Source organism: Micromonospora lutea, assembly GCF_016863535.1.
GTDB lineage: Bacteria > Actinomycetota > Actinomycetes > Mycobacteriales > Micromonosporaceae > Micromonospora > Micromonospora lutea.
The window spans coordinates 125,696-141,756 of record NZ_BOPB01000025.1; the positions used below are offsets into that span (position 1 = coordinate 125,696).

Annotated in this window: 16 protein-coding genes; 9 read left to right on the forward strand and 7 right to left on the reverse strand. The window is 71.9% G+C overall.

The window, feature by feature from the left end:
• The first annotated feature begins 264 nt into the window (after positions 1-264).
• Positions 265-504 (forward strand): hypothetical protein, encoded by a 240-nt coding sequence (locus tag Vlu01_RS20510; protein WP_204002010.1) that lies wholly within the window; start codon positions 265-267, stop codon positions 502-504.
• An 11-nt stretch (positions 505-515) separates the two neighbouring features.
• On the opposite strand, the gene Vlu01_RS20515 is transcribed toward Vlu01_RS20510, so the two are convergent.
• Complete coding sequence (locus Vlu01_RS20515) at positions 516-2,984, reverse strand: helicase-associated domain-containing protein (protein ID WP_204002013.1); 2,469 nt, start codon at positions 2,982-2,984, stop codon at positions 516-518.
• 83 nt (positions 2,985-3,067) lie between these two features.
• Here Vlu01_RS20515 and Vlu01_RS20520 point away from each other — a divergent pair, with 83 nt between their 5' ends.
• Entirely contained in the window at positions 3,068-3,691 is a 624-nt protein-coding gene (locus Vlu01_RS20520; RefSeq protein ID WP_204002015.1) for an HAD family hydrolase, read from the forward strand.
• Between the two features lie 28 nt (positions 3,692-3,719).
• Positions 3,720-4,106 (forward strand): cold-shock protein, encoded by a 387-nt coding sequence (locus Vlu01_RS20525; RefSeq protein WP_204002016.1) that lies wholly within the window; start codon positions 3,720-3,722, stop codon positions 4,104-4,106.
• On the opposite strand, the gene Vlu01_RS20530 is transcribed toward Vlu01_RS20525, so the two are convergent.
• The 3 genes from Vlu01_RS20530 to Vlu01_RS20540 form a co-directional block, all read right to left on the reverse strand.
• Positions 4,067-4,915, reverse strand: coding sequence for a 1,4-dihydroxy-6-naphtoate synthase (locus tag Vlu01_RS20530; RefSeq protein WP_204002017.1), 849 nt, complete (start codon positions 4,913-4,915; stop codon positions 4,067-4,069). The genes Vlu01_RS20525 and Vlu01_RS20530 overlap by 40 nt on opposite strands.
• A 130-nt stretch (positions 4,916-5,045) precedes the next feature.
• Complete coding sequence (locus Vlu01_RS20535; RefSeq protein WP_204002018.1) at positions 5,046-5,696, reverse strand: futalosine hydrolase; 651 nt, start codon at positions 5,694-5,696, stop codon at positions 5,046-5,048.
• Positions 5,693-7,309, reverse strand: a complete 1,617-nt coding sequence (locus tag Vlu01_RS20540) for an MFS transporter (protein WP_204002019.1) — start codon at positions 7,307-7,309, stop codon at positions 5,693-5,695. Before Vlu01_RS20540 ends, Vlu01_RS20535 begins: the two co-directional genes overlap by 4 nt.
• 87 nt (positions 7,310-7,396) lie before the next feature.
• Between Vlu01_RS20540 and Vlu01_RS20545 the strand changes: the two genes are divergently transcribed.
• Positions 7,397-8,233, forward strand: a complete 837-nt coding sequence (locus Vlu01_RS20545) for a DUF3027 domain-containing protein (RefSeq protein WP_204002020.1) — start codon at positions 7,397-7,399, stop codon at positions 8,231-8,233.
• A gap of 19 nt (positions 8,234-8,252) precedes the next feature.
• Here the strand turns inward: Vlu01_RS20545 and Vlu01_RS20550 are convergent, their stop codons facing one another.
• Positions 8,253-8,495, reverse strand: coding sequence for a DUF2530 domain-containing protein (locus tag Vlu01_RS20550; RefSeq protein WP_275409396.1), 243 nt, complete (start codon positions 8,493-8,495; stop codon positions 8,253-8,255).
• An 89-nt stretch (positions 8,496-8,584) separates the two neighbouring features.
• Here Vlu01_RS20550 and Vlu01_RS20555 point away from each other — a divergent pair, with 89 nt between their 5' ends.
• The 5 genes from Vlu01_RS20555 (at position 8,585) to thpR (ending at position 13,203) form a co-directional block, all read left to right on the forward strand.
• Positions 8,585-10,063 carry an NCS2 family permease gene (locus tag Vlu01_RS20555; RefSeq protein ID WP_204002022.1) on the forward strand — a complete coding sequence of 493 codons (1,479 nt, stop codon included), beginning with the start codon at positions 8,585-8,587 and terminating at the stop codon, positions 10,061-10,063.
• A gap of 115 nt (positions 10,064-10,178) precedes the next feature.
• Positions 10,179-10,628, forward strand: a complete 450-nt coding sequence (locus Vlu01_RS20560) for a MarR family winged helix-turn-helix transcriptional regulator (protein ID WP_204002024.1) — start codon at positions 10,179-10,181, stop codon at positions 10,626-10,628.
• Between the two features lie 81 nt (positions 10,629-10,709).
• Complete coding sequence (locus Vlu01_RS20565) at positions 10,710-11,987, forward strand: MFS transporter (protein WP_204002027.1); 1,278 nt, start codon at positions 10,710-10,712, stop codon at positions 11,985-11,987.
• A 104-nt stretch (positions 11,988-12,091) separates the two neighbouring features.
• Positions 12,092-12,598 carry a hypothetical protein gene (locus tag Vlu01_RS20570; protein WP_204002030.1) on the forward strand — a complete coding sequence of 169 codons (507 nt, stop codon included), beginning with the start codon at positions 12,092-12,094 and terminating at the stop codon, positions 12,596-12,598.
• 17 nt (positions 12,599-12,615) lie between these two features.
• On the forward strand, positions 12,616-13,203 hold the full coding sequence (gene thpR, locus Vlu01_RS20575; protein WP_204002033.1) for an RNA 2',3'-cyclic phosphodiesterase: 588 nt from the start codon (positions 12,616-12,618) through the stop codon (positions 13,201-13,203).
• Between the two features lie 30 nt (positions 13,204-13,233).
• Here thpR and sepH read toward each other — a convergent pair whose 3' ends face one another.
• The gene (gene sepH, locus Vlu01_RS20580) at positions 13,234-14,316 is read right to left on the reverse strand and encodes a septation protein SepH (RefSeq protein ID WP_204002036.1); all 1,083 of its coding nucleotides are present in this window, start codon (positions 14,314-14,316) and stop codon (positions 13,234-13,236) included.
• Between the two features lie 297 nt (positions 14,317-14,613).
• Positions 14,614-15,741: a phosphoserine transaminase gene (serC, locus tag Vlu01_RS20585; RefSeq protein WP_204002038.1), complete on the reverse strand. Its 1,128-nt coding sequence runs from the start codon at positions 15,739-15,741 to the stop codon at positions 14,614-14,616.
• Positions 15,742-16,061: the final 320 nt, after the last annotated feature.

Here is a 16,061-nt window from a genome sequence, read left to right on the forward strand (position 1 = left end):
CGGTCGTCATGCCGGTCGGTACCGGTGCGTAGCGCGTTCGATCCACGGTCCGACGGGCCAGGAAGCGGGGGACCTTCCCGTCACCGTGGACAGCCAACGGGGGCGAGCGGCGCGCCCGGGCCGCACCGGCGACCCCCCAGCCGGGTTGGCCGCTGGACGGCAGGGGTAGGAGCCGAACCCGGATCGGTACCCGACGGTGCTGGTCGACAGACGTCAAGGGTGACACCCTTGACGTCCAGGGACGGACCGTACGGGGGAGGACAGATGACTGTTGATCAGGAAGTTGTCCCCAAGCGCGAGCAGGCAGAGTCAACCGAACCCGTCTCCACCGCCACGGTGGTCGCGTACGCGATCGTCGGTGTCGTCCTGTTCGGCTGGTTCCTGTTCGGCTGGTTGGTGCTCCAGCAGGGTTTCGTCGACTCGGTCGGTGAGGCCGCCGGCACCGGGTTCGCCCTGCTGCTGATCGTAGCGATCGTCGGGTCGGTGCGACGCAGCCGCCGCTGAAGCGCCGATCCTCACTTCTCCAACACCGCTGCGGTGATGCGGTGCAGCGCGAAGGTGTGCAGCATCTCGGTGCGTTCATCCTCGGCCCGCAGGTAGCCCGCGCCGAGCGAGACCGGTCGCACCAGCCGGGACGCGGTTGCCCCGTGCGCGTCGACGTAGCCGACCCAGACCAGCGCCTTGTCGCGTACCGCCTGTTGCAGCACGGCCAGGGCGTCGTGGTGACCGTGGGTGGGCACGGGCCCGTCCGGCGTCACGCCCCGCACCACCGCCGGGGCCCGTCGGGCGGCTCGCGCCGCCGCGTCACCCCGACGGATCTGCTCCACCACGCCGAGCAGGCGGGGCAGCGGCAGACGTGGGGTGGCAAGTGGGTCGAGCGCTCGGCTGGCGACCGAAACCCTCGCCGCGGCCCGTCGAATCTTGGGCCGGGTGAGCACCGTCGAGCCGGTGGCGTCCTCGGCCACCGGAGCGTAGCCGGCCTCCCGTAGCACGCTCAGCAGCCGGCCGCCCTGGTACGGGGTCACCAGCACGGTCGGCGCGAGCCGGCGCAGCGCCAGTGCCTCGACCCGCCGGTCGGCCAGCACCTCGGCCAGCAGCGCCTCGTCGTCACTGCGCAGGTACGCCCCGGCAGAGCCGATCCGCAGCCCGCCGTGCTTGCGGGCCACGTCGTCGACCAGGTACGTCAACCCCTGCGGTACCGGCGTTCGGGAGCGGCGGCGGAACAGTTCGTGCAGGTCGTCGGCGGAGTAGCCAGCATCAAGGGCCCGTCGCACGCTGCCCGTGGTGATCCGGTGCACGCTCGCTCCACCCGCCGACTCGGGTTCGGCGACCGTCTCCAGTTCGACGGCGAGCGTCGGCTCCGGCGGCCCGGGCACCACCACGGTCAGGTCGGCCTGGACGAGGAAGTGGTCCACCGGGGCCGGCAGCAGCGTGTCCAGCGCCCGGACCGCACTGCCGCCGTCCTCGGCGTCGGCCCGAAGCCCCAGCGGGTCGTCCGTCGCGCCGTCCTCGCTGGCCGTCGCTTCGGTCAGCAGCAGTCGCCCGTACGAGGTGAGTGCTCCCAACCCGGTCACACCCAACGTGGCCGCCTCAGCCAGCACCTCCCGGTACGCGTTCTCCCGGCCACGGCTGCGTCGAGGTGCCCGCCAGTCCAGCAGTGCCAGCACCTCGTCGACGCTGGGCGCGGTGGCCGGTTCCAGATCCGCGAGCACGCCGAGCACCGCCTGACGGGCGGCGGGGGCACCGGCCCGTTCCGCCTCCGCCGACAGCACGGTGATCGGGCGGTCCCGGTCGTCCCGCTGGCCGACCAGCCCGACCTGTCGAGTCATGGTCAGCCAGGCCCGCGCCAACTGCTCCCAGCGTTGGGCCAGCGAACCGGCCCGCCACACCTCGTACCCGGCGGTGGGCAGCACCTGCTGGTCGGCGCCGTACCGGCTGGCGGCGCCGGGCAGTTCCAGCTCACCGGTCAGCCCGGCCGCGTACGCCACCTCCAGCAGCAGCGCGGCGGTCGACTCGTCCAACCCGGTGGCCCGCACCAGCCGGCGCAGGTCACGTACGCCGATTCCGCCCGACCGCAGGACCGGCGCCGGTTCGGCGGCCAACTGCTCCAGCAGCGCCTCGGTGTGGCGTACCACCTCCATGGTCTGACCAGCCCCCGCGGAGTCGGCGGCCTTCGGCTCGCGGGGTGTGGCCGTCACCTGCGGCGGACTGCTGCTCAGCGGCCCGAGCGGCCCGGTCTCGCGGCGCAGCAGCAGCCCGATCTCCCGGGGCAGCTCGACCATGCCGGTGGTGCCACCCTTGCCGCCGGACACCCGCACCAGCAGCCGATGGTCGACCAGCCAGCGCACCGGGGATCCGGTCGCCGCCCCGCCGTTGGTGTCGTCCGGTGGCAGGTCGTCGTCCGCGCCGACCGCCGGTGCCTGCAACGCGCCGGGCGGCACGCTGCCGACCGGTGGGCCGGCGGCCAGCCGGTCCAGGATCGCCCGGGCCGACGGGGGCGCGGACAGCAGCGTCCGGCGCAGTTTCGCCGGGTCCGCGCAGAGCGCGGCGGTGCGCGGGTCCAGCTCCGTCGCCGGTCGGCCGAGTCCCGCCGGGTACGGGGAGATCTCGTCGATGCCACCGACGAGATGCAGGGCGCTGTCGGGGCCGTACAGCAGGAACCGGGCACGTAGCCGGTCGACGGCGGCCCGGACGGCGGTGGGGGCGGGCGGGTTGGGGCCGGCCGTGGCCAGGGCGAGCACCCCGTCGACCGAGGTGGTGCCGTCGGCCGGGTCACGGGTCAACCGGGCGGCATCCATGATCTGGAGCGTGAACTGGTCCAGCCCGTCGAGGGCGCGCGACACCGAGACGCGAGACTGCGCGCGGATGGCGAGGGCGGCCACGTCGGCGGGGACCGGCACGACGAGGTCGGGCCGTAGCTGAAGGAGCGCGGCGAGGGACTCGTCGGGCAGCGACCGCAGGTGGTCGGCGAGTGAGGTGCTCATCGTCGTTCCACGCTAGCCCGGCTGGGGCCACTCCCGCCTATCGGACGTCCCGGCCGGTCCGGCTGGCCGGGTAGCTTTCCAGGATGCCTTCGTTGACCGTCGGATTCGATCTTGACATGACGCTGGTCGACTCGCGTCCCGGCATCGCCGCGGCGTTCCGCGCGCTGAATGAGCTGACGGGGGTGTACGTGGACCCCGACGCCGCTGTGTCGCGGCTTGGCCCGCCGCTGCGCACCGAGATCGCCCGCTGGTTCCCACCCGAGCGGGTGGAGGAGGCGGTCCGGCTCTACCGCGAGCTCTACCCGGCGTACGCGATCACGCCGACGGTTCCGCTGCCCGGTGCCCGCGCGGCGGTGGCGGCGGTGCGCGAGCGGGGCGGCCGGGTGCTCGTGGTCACCGCGAAGATGGGCCGGCTGGCCCGGCTGCATCTCGATCATCTGGGGCTGGCCGTGGACGAGGTGGCCGGTGACCTGTTCGCCGAGGAGAAGGCGACCGCGTTGCGGGCGCACGGAGCGACCCACTACGTCGGCGACCACGTGGCGGACATGGTGGCCGCCGCTGCGGCCGGGGTTCCTGGCATCGCGGTGGCCACGGGCCCGTGTTCGGCCGATGATCTGCGCGCCGCCGGGGCCGCGACCGTGCTGGCGGATCTCACCGGATTCCCAGCGGCGCTCGACGGGATGATCCGGCTAGCCTTGAGGCAGTAGACGGTTCAAGCGAAGCAGAGGTTCTCAGGTGCCTACGGGTCGAGTGAAGTGGTACGACGCGGCCAAGGGATACGGATTCGTCACCAGTGACGAAGGCGGCGACGTGTTCCTGCCGAAGGCCGCGCTGCCGGCGGGTGTCACCGATCTCAAGGGGGGCCAACGGGTCGACTTCAGCGTGGTGGACAGCCGGCGGGGCACGCAGGCGATGGGGGTGAAGCTCCTGGATGCGCCGCCGTCCGTGGCGGAGCTGCGCCGACGCCCCGCCGAGGAGCTGCACGGCCTGGTCGAGGACATGATCAAGGTGTTGGAGGCGAAGGTCCAGCCGGACCTGCGTCGGGGCCGCTTCCCGGACCGCAGGACCGCGCAGAAGATCGCTCAACTGGTCCACGCGGTCGCCCGCGAGCTGGAGGTCTGAGGCACGAGCCCGGCGTCGGTGGCCCGGTCGAGCAGTGCCTCGACGGCAGCGAGACCTGCCTCACCCAGGTCTGCGGTGAACTCGTTGACGTAGAGGCCGATGTGTCGGTCCACCACGTCGGGCTCCATCTCCTGGGCGTGCGCCAACACGTACGCCCGGCTGGCCGCCGGGTCGGCCCAGGCCCGCTGGACGGAGTCCCGGATCCAGCCGGCGGCCTCCTGCGGGTCGACCACACCACGGCGGGCCAGGATGGCACCGAGCGGAATCGGCAACCCGGTGTCGGACTCCCACCACTCGCCCAGGTCGACCAGGGCGGTGAGACCGTGTCGTGGGTAGGTGAACCGGGCCTCGTGGATCACCAGCCCGGCGTCGTACCGCCCAGCGGCGACGCCCGGCATGATCTCGTGGAACGGGACCACCTCGATGCGCCGCGGTGCCCGCCCGGCCGCCCACAGCCGGAACAGCAGGTAGGCCGTGGTCCGGTCACCGGGCACCGCCACGGTGGCGCCGGTGAGGTCGGTGCGGTCGGGTCCGCCGCCGTGGTCGGCCCGGGTGAGCACCAACGGACCGCACCCCCGACCCAGGGCACCCCCACAGGGCAGCAGGTGGTAGTCCTTCAGCAGCCACGGCAGCGCCGCGTAACTCACCTTCACCAGGTCGAACGCGCCGCGCTCGGCGGCCGTGTTGGTGACGTCGACGTCGGCGTACGTCACCTCGACCGGCGGTGCGCCGGGCACCTGTCCGTGCACCAGGGCGTGGAAGACGAACGTGTCGTTGGGGCAGGGCGAGATCGCCAGCGAGAGCGCCACACCCCCACCGTAGCCCCGCCGCCCTGACCTGCCGCCGGCCGCCTGGGCTGGTACCCGACCTCGCTGGTGCCCGCCGCTCTCGCTGGACGGACTGCCAGCGGGGGCAGCAGGCGGGCGGAGGCAGCGGGGGTCAGCGTAGGGCGGTGGCGGCGGCGGTGAGGGCGGTCAGGGCGTCGCGCATGCGCCATGCGTCGCGGTCGCGGGGGCCGATCGGGTTCGAGACGGTACGCAGCTCGACGAAGGGCACGCCGGCCTGGCTGGCCGCGACCGCGACGCCGTATCCCTCCATGGCCTCGGCCACCGCGTCCGGGTAGCGCCGGATCAGTTCGTCGGTGCCGGCGGTGGTGCCGGTCACGGTGCTGACGGTCAGCACCGGGCCGACGGTCGCGGTCGGTATCGCTGTGCGCAGGGCCGCCAGCAGCGCCGGGTCGGCGTCCAGGGTCGACCCGCCGCCGAGCAGCTCGGCCGGCATGCCGAGGTCGTCGATCGGGATGAAGCCGTCGGGTGATTCGGCACCCAGGTCGGCGGCGATGGCCCGGCTACCGAGCACGGTGCCGCCGACGGCGACCCGGCCGGCGAAGCCGCCGGCCACCCCCGCACTGACCACCGCCCGGTACGGGCGACCGGCCAGCTCGGCGAGCGCCAGCAACCGGGCGGTCGCCGCACCGGCGACCGCCGGACCCACCCCCACCGGCACCACTGCCACGGTCGGGTCGGCGAGGCCGGCCTGGATCGCCTCGGCCTCGGCCGGCACCGCGGTCAGCACGAGCAGGCCGCTCATGTGATCGATCCCGGTGAGCTGCGCCGCGTCTCATCGTCGCCGCCAGCGGAACCGGTGATGGTCGAGGACGGACGGTAGATGTGGAAGCCCGGCGGTGCCAGCTCCGGCTCCTCGGGATCTCGGCCGCCCTGGACGGGTGCCGGGGACATGGGTGCGGCTTCGGCGGCGCGTTCCTCCTCGGCGCGCTTCTCTTCGGCCTGCTTCTCGGCGGTCAGTTCGTCGTCGGTCAGCGGCCGTCCACGCAGCCTCTCGGCTCGGAGTCGGCGGGCCATCACCAGGCCGCGGAGGGCGGCGAGCGCGCCGACAGCAGCGGCGACGGCGACGCCGATCCGGCCGTCGAAGGGTACGAGCCCCAGCCCGCCACCGGCGACGAAGGCGAGCATCAGCACGGTCTCGGAGTGGGCGAAGGAACTGGCCCGCAATCGTTCCGGGATGCGTTCCTGGATGGAGGCGTCCACGGCCAGTTTGGCGATGCCGCTCATCATGGCCGTGACCACGCAGAGCAGGGCGACCATCGGCAGCGAGAAATGCAGCACGGTGAGTACGGCCACCCCGGCGACGATCACCATGCCGCTGGACTGGAGGGCGGCCGGCCGGTGGATGTGCAACCGGGTGCCGATCGCGGTGGCGAGGAACGTGCCGATGGCCAGCGCGCCGCCGACCAGGCCGAGTGCGCCCTCGTCGCCGAGGTCACGCCCGAACACCACGGTGGTCAGGTCGCCGGCCTTGATGGTGAAGGCCAGGAAGAGCAGGAGGAAACCGTAGACCGCGCGCAGCGTGGCCGCGCCGACCAACGTCGAGATCACCAAGCGTCCGGCGGGCCGGCCCCGGCCCAGCGGCCGGTCTCCGGTGGCGCGACGCAGCGCCCGAAGGGGGCGCGGTACCCGTTCCGGCGGCTCGGAGTCGGCCTTCGGCGGCAGCCGAAGAGAGATCACCATGCCGACCAGGAAGATCACCGACGCTACCCGCAACGGCCACTGCGGCCCGAACCAGAACGCGGCCAGACCGATCGGGGCGACCAGTGCTCCCGCGACCGTGCCGTAGACGCTGGCCCGGGCACCGACCTGGGACAGGCCGAGCCCGTCCGGCAGCAACCGGGGTACGGCCGCGGAACGTGCCACTCCGTACGCCCGGGAGAGCGCCAGCACGCCGAAAGCCGCCGGATAGAGCCCGAAGCCGTGGATGTAGTCGGAGATCAGCCAGGCCAGGAACGCCCGACCGAGCATCGTCGTGGCGAGGGCGTACCGACGGCCGTGCCGGAAGTGGTCGAGCAGTGGCCCGACCACGGGAGCGAGCATGGCGAAGGGCACCATGGTCACCAGCAGGTAGAGCGCGACCTTGCTCCGTGCCTCGCCGAGGGGCACGTTGAAGAAGATCGTCCCGGCCAGCCCGATGGCGATCAACGTGTCACCGGCGCAGGAGACCGCGTGCAGGTCGAACAGCCGGACCATGCCGGTCTCCCCGCCGGCACCCCTTGCCCGGGCCCGGGCGGCGCTGCGGGTCACCCAGCGGCCGCTGGTCACGGAGCCACGCAGCATCAGCCGGGTGGCGCGGATGCCGGTGCCGACGGTCCGCCCGAGGAGGGACCGCTCAGAGCGGGAGAACAGCGGCATGGCACCCATCCTGACCCATCGGCCCGAGCGATGCTGCGCCACCGGCGGAGAACACCTCTGGGGAGTGCCTCACAGTCTGCCCATCCGATGGGGAACAATGGTCGGGTGACCAGGCCCGTCTCCGCCCGTGCCGCTCGCCTTGACCAGGTCTGCGCCGCCGCCGTCGAGGTGGCTCGCGCCGGCATCACCGAGGTGGGCCCCGACGACGTCGGCGACCACCTTCAGGTTGTCGCCGAGGGCGACCGACTCGTGACCCACTACTTCGAGTGCCGGCTGGCCGGTTACCGCGGTTGGCGGTGGGCGGTCACCGTGACCCGGGTACCACGCAGTCGTACGGTGACGATCTGCGAGACCGTCCTGCTGCCCGGGCCGGACGCGTTGCTCGCGCCCGGCTGGCTGCCCTGGCAGGAGCGACTGAAGCCCGGCGACCTGGGCCCCGGCGACCTGCTGCCGACCCCGTCGGACGACGAGCGACTCCAACCCGGCTACCTCCTGTCCGACGACCCGGCGGTCGAGGAGACGGCCTGGGAGTTGGGGCTGGGGCGGTCCCGGGTGATGTCGCGGGAGGGACGCATCGAGACCGCTCAGCGGTGGTACGACGGCGATCACGGCCCCTCGGCGCCGATCTCCGCTTCCGCGCCCGCCGCCGCCCGCTGCGGCACCTGCGGTTTCTACCTGCCACTCGCCGGCAATCTGCGGCAGTGCTTCGGCGTCTGCGGCAACTTCTACGCTCCCGACGACGGCCGGGTGGTCAGCGCCGACCATGGCTGCGGTGCCCACTCGGAGACGTTGGTCGAGGCCGACACGGCGGTCGACGAGATGCCCACGGTCTACGACGACAGCGCGGTGGAGCCGATGGCGGTCAGTCGGGCGTCCGGGTCCGTCGAGAGCGGCGAGCCAGCGGAGCCGTACGGGCACTCCTGACCGTGCCGCCGCCGGCGACTCAGCCGGCGGCGCGGCGACGGCGGCGATTGGCGTCGTGCCGCATCATCACCGCCAGACCGGGGAAACCCCACAGGAATCCGGCCAGGCAGACCCAGAGCCAGTTCTCGTGACCGCTGGCGACCAGCCGGTCGCGGAAGAGCAGCAGCACCAACCCGGCGACGGCCCAGGCCGCCATCCCGGCGAGTGCGAACGGCACCATCGGCGGGTCCAGCGGCTCGGGACGGGGTGGTGGGGTGGACACCCGACCAGGGTACGTGACCCCGTTTTCCGGCGGGCCCGTCATCTGCGACGATGCGCGCGACAACCCGATGATCCGCTGTGAGGTCCCTGATGGCAGTAGCGCCGCCCGACAACGGCACCCCACCCGGTTCCGGCCAGCCGACCAACGGCTTCGACCGGTACTTCGAGATCACCGCCCGCGGCTCGACGCTCACTCGCGAGGTGCGCGGCGGCCTGGCCACCTTCTTCACGATGGCGTACATCGTGGTGCTCAACCCGCTCATCCTCGGCAGCGCCGTCGACGGTGCCGGGAACACCCTGCCTATTCCCGCGATCGCGGCGGCCACCGCCCTGGTCGCGGGTCTGATGACCATCCTGATGGGCGTGGTCGGCCGCTTTCCGCTGGCGGTCGCCGCCGGCCTCGGGGTCAACGCCCTGGTGGCGTACGAGGTCGCGCCCGAGATGACCTGGGCCGACGCGATGGGCCTGGTGGTGATCGAAGGTCTGATCATCGCGGTGCTGGTGCTGACCGGGCTGCGTACCGCCGTGTTCCGCTCGGTACCGACCCAGATGAAGACGGCGATCGGCGTCGGTATCGGCCTGTTCCTCACCATCATCGGTCTGGTGGACGCCGGGTTTGTCCGGCGGATTCCGGACGAGGCGAACACCACCGTCCCGGTCGGCCTGGGCATCGGCGGCAAACTCGTCAGCTGGCCGATGCTGGTCTTCGTGGTGGGTCTGCTGGTGACCCTGGTGCTGGTGGTACGCCGGGTGAAGGGCGCCATCCTGATCGGCATTCTTGCCTCCACGGCGTTGGCCATGGTGGTGGAGGCGTTGGGCAACATCGGCCCGTCCTTCGTCGACGGGGTGCCGAACCCGAAGGGCTGGTCGCTGAACGTTCCGACGCTGCCGAGCAACCCGATCGACGTTCCGGACCTGTCCCTGCTCGGGAAGTTCAACGTGCTGGGCTCGTGGGAGCGGGCCGGTTGGCTGGTCGTGCTGATGTTCATCTTCACCCTGCTCATCACCGACTTCTTCGACACGATGGGCACGATGGTGGCCGTCGGTCAGGAAGGCGGCATGCTCGACGAGGAGGGCACTCCGCCGCGTGCCAAGGAGATCCTGCTGGTCGACTCGATCGCGGCGGCCAGCGGTGGTGCGGCCAGCGTCTCCAGCAACACCTCGTACATCGAGAGCGCGGCCGGTGTCGCGGAGGGTGCCCGGACCGGGCTGGCCAACCTGGTCACCGGCGCGCTCTTTCTGCTGGCCATGTTCCTGGCGCCGTTGGTGGTGGTCGTACCGTTCGAGGCGGCGTCCGTCGCACTGGTGGTGGTCGGCTTCCTGATGATGACGGCGGTGCGGACGATCGACTGGTCCGACTACGAGATCGCCATTCCGGCCTTCCTCACCATCGTGTTGATGCCGTTCACCTACTCGATCTCCAACGGGATCGGGGCGGGCCTGATCGTCTACGTGGTGATCAAGCTGGCCAAGGGCAAGTCCCGGGAGATTCACCCGTTGCTGTACGCGGTGGCGGCGCTCTTCGTGGTGTACTTCCTGCGCGGTCCGATCGAGGCGCTGCTCTCCTGACTGTCACCGGGCCGGGCGTGTGATCCACGCGCCCGGCCCGGAGCAGGGAAGACGCCAAGGTGAGCATGGTCATATCAGCTGCCAATCCGGCAGTTCCTTAGTTAGGCTAACTATCGTGACGGAGCGGACGGTGACGGCTCAGAGCATGCCACCGGCGCAGCTGGCCCTTCAGCTGCGTGATGCGATAACCCGGTTGAACCGACGGGTCCGCCAGGCCCGGCCGGTTGGTGACCTCACGGTCACCCAACTGTCCGCGCTCACCAGCCTTCGGCTGGCGGGCGCGCTGACGCCGCGGGAACTCGCTGACGTCGAACGGGTGCAGCCACCGACGATGACGAAGATCGTCGCGAAGCTGGAGGAGCGCGGCCTCGTGCAGCGCACCCCGCACCCGACCGACGGTCGGCAGGTCATCCTCGCGACGACTGAGGGAGGCCAGGCCGTGCTCGACCAGTTGGAACGGGTTCGGGACGGTTGGCTGGCCCGCCGGCTGACCGAGTTGAGTGACACCGACCGGGAGACGCTGCACCGAGCTGCGGAGATCCTGCAACGAATCTCCCACGCCTGACGCCGCGCACACCTGGTGTGCGACCCGCGCCGTGCCGTCCGTCGTTGACGACGCGTACGACCGCGAGGAGGCGCACCGAGAGTGCAGGCAAGGCTGAGCACGATGTTCCAGTCGTTACAGGTCCGCAACTACCGGCTCTTCGCATTCGGGCAACTGGTCAAGCTGATCGGTGTCTGGATGATGTTCATCGCCCAGGACTGGCTGGTCCTCGAGCTTTCCGGCGACTCGGCCACCGCCCTCGGTGTGGTCGTCGCTCTCCAGTTCACCCCCGTGCTGCTGCTCACGCTGCTCTCCGGCCGCCTCGCCGACCGGTACGACAAGCGGATGCTTCTCTTCGTCGCCAACGCGTTCTGGACCGTGCTGTCGCTGGCGATGAGCGTGCTGGTGCTCACCGGGCTGGTCCAGCTCTGGCACGTCTTCGTCTTCGCCGCCCTGCTCGGCGTGGCCAACGCGGTGGAGACCCCGGTGCGGCAGGCGTTCGTCTCCGAACTGGTCGGCATGTCCCTGCTGCCCAATGCGCTCTCGCTCAACGCGGCCGTGTTCAACTCGGCCCGGATCGTCGGCCCGGCCGTGGCCGGCCTGGCCATTGCCCTCTTCGACGTCGGTCCGGTCTTCCTCTTCACCGCGCTCAGCTCGATCGCGCCACTGGTCACGGTGATTCGGATGCGTCCGGCCGAACTGCATCGGGAACCGCTGCCACCTCGGGACGAGCGGGCCGCCGCGACCGTGCTCGACGGGCTGCGCTACGTCGGCCGCCGACCCGACCTGCTGCTCCCGATGGTGGTGATGTCGGTGATCGGGATGTCGCTGTTCAACTTCCAGTTGACGCTCGCGGCCCTGGCGAAGACCGTCTTCCACACCGGGGCGGCCTCGTTCGGTCTGTTCAGCACGACGCTGGCCGCCGGTGCGCTGGTCGGCGCGTTGGCCGGCACCGGGCGGCGTAGCCGTCCCTCGGTCTGGCTGGTGCTGGGCGCCGCGATCGGCTGCGCCACCTTCGGCACGCTCGTCGGGCTCGCACCGGAGTACTGGATGGTGGTCGCCCTGCTGCCGCTGACCGGTTTCTTCATGGTCTACTTCGCCCAGGCGGCCAACCAGCGGGTGCAACTCGGTACCGACGCTGCGTTCCGTGGGCGGGTGATGGCGCTGTGGGTGCTGGTCTTCCTGGGTACCAATCCGGTCGGCGCTCCGATCATCGGCTGGGTCGCGGAGACCTTCGGCGCCGGTGCGAGCATCTGGGCCGGCGGGCTGCTCTCGCTCACCACCGCGCTGCTCGCGTTGGCCTGGCAGCTGCGTCGGGCCGGGGCCCGGCTGCGGTTCCGGATCCTGCCCCTGCCCCGCTTCTACGTCACCGAGGTGTGACCGTGCCGGTGATGGGCGGCTGGTAGCTCGCCTCACACCTCGGCAGGACCGGCCGGAATCGAAAATCGGTTACGTCACGTTCCGCTGCGACATAACTTCGGTGAGTGGAGGTCCTACGCTTACTGCTCCTCGCTGTGGCGCTGGCGGCCGTGGTTCTCGTGCCGGTGCTGATCACGTTGGTCATCTGCACCGACGAGATTGTCGATCGGATGACCGGCGGATACGGCGAGCGGCGGCAGCGGCGCCGGGAACGACGCCTGATCGCCCGGCTGAACGAGGCCGCCGACGCGGTCGCGGTCGCCGAACAGATCGACCTCGACGCGCTCGACCGGGTGGACCGCCGGCCACTGGAGCAGATCGCCGCCGACCTGCGGTTCCTGCGCCGGGGCCGGGCCGGCGGCACCAGACCGGCGGTGTGGCACAACGGTGTGCTCGACGCGTACGACGACCGACTCCGCCTGGCCTGCCGGGCGCTGGGCGTCAGCGAACATCTCGCCGAGGTGACCGGCCTCGACCGGCAGATCGAACGGGTACGGGTCGAGGCCGAACTGGACGCGGCCGGCCTACGACTGCCGGCCGCCCGCCCCGAGCAACCCGAACGCAACCGTTGACTGCCACTCTGTGACAGGTGCGACTCTTCACCGCGATCTACCCGCCGGCCGAAGCCATCACTCACCTGACCGCGCGGGTGGCCGGGTTACGCCTGGCGGCGGCTTCGGCCGCCGGCACGAACGTGCGGCTGATCGACCCCACCCAAGCCCATCTCACGCTGGCCTTTGTCGGCGAGGTCGACGCCGCGCGGCTGGCCGACGTGCGGCAGGCCCTCCGGCTCGCCGTCGACGATGCGCGCGACCGTGCAGAGGCGGGCGGCGGTCCGCCGGTACTGCGGCTGGGCGGCGGCGGCCGGTTCGGCTGGGGCCGCAGCACGGTGCTCTGGGCCGACGTACGCGGTGACGTGTCCCGCCTGGCGTTGCTGGCCAGCGCCGTACGTGCCGGACTGACCAGGGCCGGGTTGCCGAGCGACGACAAGCCCTTCCGACCGCACCTCACCATTGCCCGCCCTGGTGACCGGATGCCGCACGCCGACATCGAGGCGGACCTGGCCACCCTCGACAGCTACCTCGGGCCGCCATGGCGGCCCGAGGAACTGGTGCTGGTGGAGAGCCGCCCCGGACCACCGTCGCGTCATCACCGGCTCACCGCCTGGCCACTCTGAGGCCCGAGGGCCGACCGCGGGGCTCGCGGGTCAGGATGACTCGCGAGCCGCCGGGCCGCTGCCGAAGAGGACGTCGTCCCAGCTGGGAAGCCGCTTGCGCGGCTTGCCGCCGGCCTCGCTGGACTCGGTGGCACCACCGGTCGGCGCGTTCGTCCGGCGGGGTCGCAGCACCGCCAGCGAGGGCACGGCCGGGACCTCCTTGGGCGCGTCCGCGTCGTCGTCGAAAGCCGATCCCTGACCGCCCCCGAGCAGCGCCGCAGCGCCCCCGGTGACCGCCCGTTGGCGCTGCGCGTCCGGACCACCGGCGAGCGCGGCCGGCGAGCGCGGTTCGAGACCACGACCCGAGGTCGAGCCGAGCGGTCGGTCGAGGGAGGCGAGCAGGGCGTCGCGGCCGGCTCGAATCGGATCACGACCCGAGCGGCCCGGATCGGCGGGCGACGGCAGACCGTGCCCACCCCGACTCGGCTCGCCACGCGACGGGCCGGGCAGGGCGTGGCCGCCCCGCTCCGGTGCCGGTTCCTGACCGAGGATCGGTGTCGGGCGTTCGGCGCAGAGATACTGCGCCATGTCGTCGTGCGGGGTGACCGACTGCCGGGTCTTGTCCAGATCCCAGGCCGCCTGAGCGGTGGCCTTGCCAGACGGCCAGGTGGCGACGATCCGCCAGGTGCCGTCGTCGCGACGCCACGCGTCCCAGGAGATCTTCTCGGTGTCGATCCCGTGCTGCGCGAGCCGACCGTTGACGACCTCGGCCAGCGGCGTCGGCTTCTCGGCGCCCTTGAGTCGGCTGCGCCGGGCGTGCTGGGCGAGCATCGCGCGCTCCTGGAGCACCGGCCCGGCGTAGCGGAGCACCCGATCGACCGGGACACCGGCGATCCGGGCAACGTCCTCGGCGGACTCTCCGGAACGGATCCGAGCCTGAATGTCCCGAGGGGACAGGGAGGGCACCGGGTCGGCGGTGGCCGCGGCCACCGCGAGCGTGGGCGTACCCGGCTCGGCGTGCAGCGCTCCGGCGACCCGCTCATCCAACGGCAGGGCGAGCAGTCGCCCGACCTCGTCGGCGAGCACCAGGGCCTGGCCGTCCTCGGAGAGGGCGACGAAGCGTACTGGGCGCATCGCGTTGCCTCCGTCCCGCTTCGCTGGCCGTACGCCACGAGCCGGCCACCCGGGGCGTTGAGCTCCACGGTACGCCCATCCGTCCCCCGGTGGGAGACGCCACGCCCGGGTAAGCGTCGGATCCGCCTGCTCCGCCGCTGTGTGACGGGTCAGCTGTCGCAGGCGGACAGTGGCCTGCGCACGGGCCGAAGCGGTGCGGCCACCCGGTCGCCGGAGTCGATCCACCACCGACGCCGGTACGGTGCGGGCCCGGCACCCGATCGGGGTGCCGGGCCCGTGGGCGCGACCGTCGGGGTGTTACAGCCGCTCGACGACGTAGTCGATGGACGCGGTCAGCGCCTCGACGTCGGCCGGCTCCACGGCTGGGAAGAGCGCGACCCGCAGCTGGTTACGGCCCAGCTTGCGGTACGGCTCGGTGTCGACGATGCCGTTGGCGCGCAGTGCCTTGGCGATCGCGCCGGCGTCCACCCCGTCGGCGAAGTCGATGGTGGCGACCACGTTGGAGCGCAGCGCCGGGTCGGTGACGAACGGCGTGGCGACGGAGGAGCGCTCGGCCCACCCGTACACGATCGCGGCGCTCTCGGCGGTGCGCTTGGCCGCCCACGCCAGACCGCCCTGGGAGTTCATCCAGTCGGTCTGCTCGGCGGCGAGGAAGATGGTCGCCAGCGCCGGGGTGTTGTACGTCTGCTCCAGCCGCGAGTTGTCGATCGCGGTGACCAGGTCGAGGAAGGCCGGGATGTACCGTCCCGAAGACTTGATCGCGGTGGCGCGCTCCAGCGCGGCCGGCGACATCAGGGCGAGCCAGAGCCCGCCGTCGGAGCCGAAGCACTTCTGGGGCGCGAAGTAGTAGACGTCGGTCTCACCCACGTTGACCTCCAGCCCGCCGGCACCGGAGGTGGCGTCGACCAGCAGCAGCGAGCCGGGGTCGGCACCGGCCACCCGGCGGATCGGCACCGCCACGCCGGTCGAGGTCTCGTTGTGCGGGGTGGCGTAGACGTCCACGCCGGCCTCGGCGACCAGGCTCGGTGCGCTGCCCGCGTCCGACTTGCGGACCGTGGGCTCGCCGAGGAACGGGGCGTCCTTGACGGCCTTGGCGAATTTGGCGCCGAACTCGCCGAAGCTGGCGAACTGGGCCCGGTCGCGGATCAGGCCGAAGGTGGCGACCTCCCAGAAGGCGGTGGCGCCACCGTTGCCGATGACCACCTCGTAGCCCTCGGGAAGGGAGAAGAACTCGGCGATGCCCGAACGCAACCGCGCCACCTGGTCGCGGACGGTCTGCTGCCGGTGTGAGGTGCCCAGGTAGGTGGTGGCCACCTCGGCGAGCGCGGAGACCGCCGCCGGACGGACCTTGGACGGCCCGCAGCCGAATCGGCCGTCGGCGGGCTTGATCTCGTCGGGAATCCGGATGGTCGGTGCGTCAGCCACGGTGTTCAAGATCCTTCCGCATGGTCGGTGCCCGGGTGAGCAGAATGGGCGTGGACCGAATGGCGGGCGCGTGCGCGATCGCACGGCGTTGCCGGGTCGAAGCCCCTCCGGCAGCGCTGCCGGCTTTCATCCTCGCACCAGTCGCCGCCGCCCCGGGCGCTGGTCCCAGCCCCAACCGTGAGGCGTCCGCCACAGCCCGTGGCGTCCCCCACATCCCGCCGCCGACGCCGCCCGCCGGATGGGCGGCCTCGGCGGACCGGGGCTGTTAGGAAGGGCCCCTTCCTCTACCGCAGGCGATAAGAAGGTGCCCTTCCTTACAG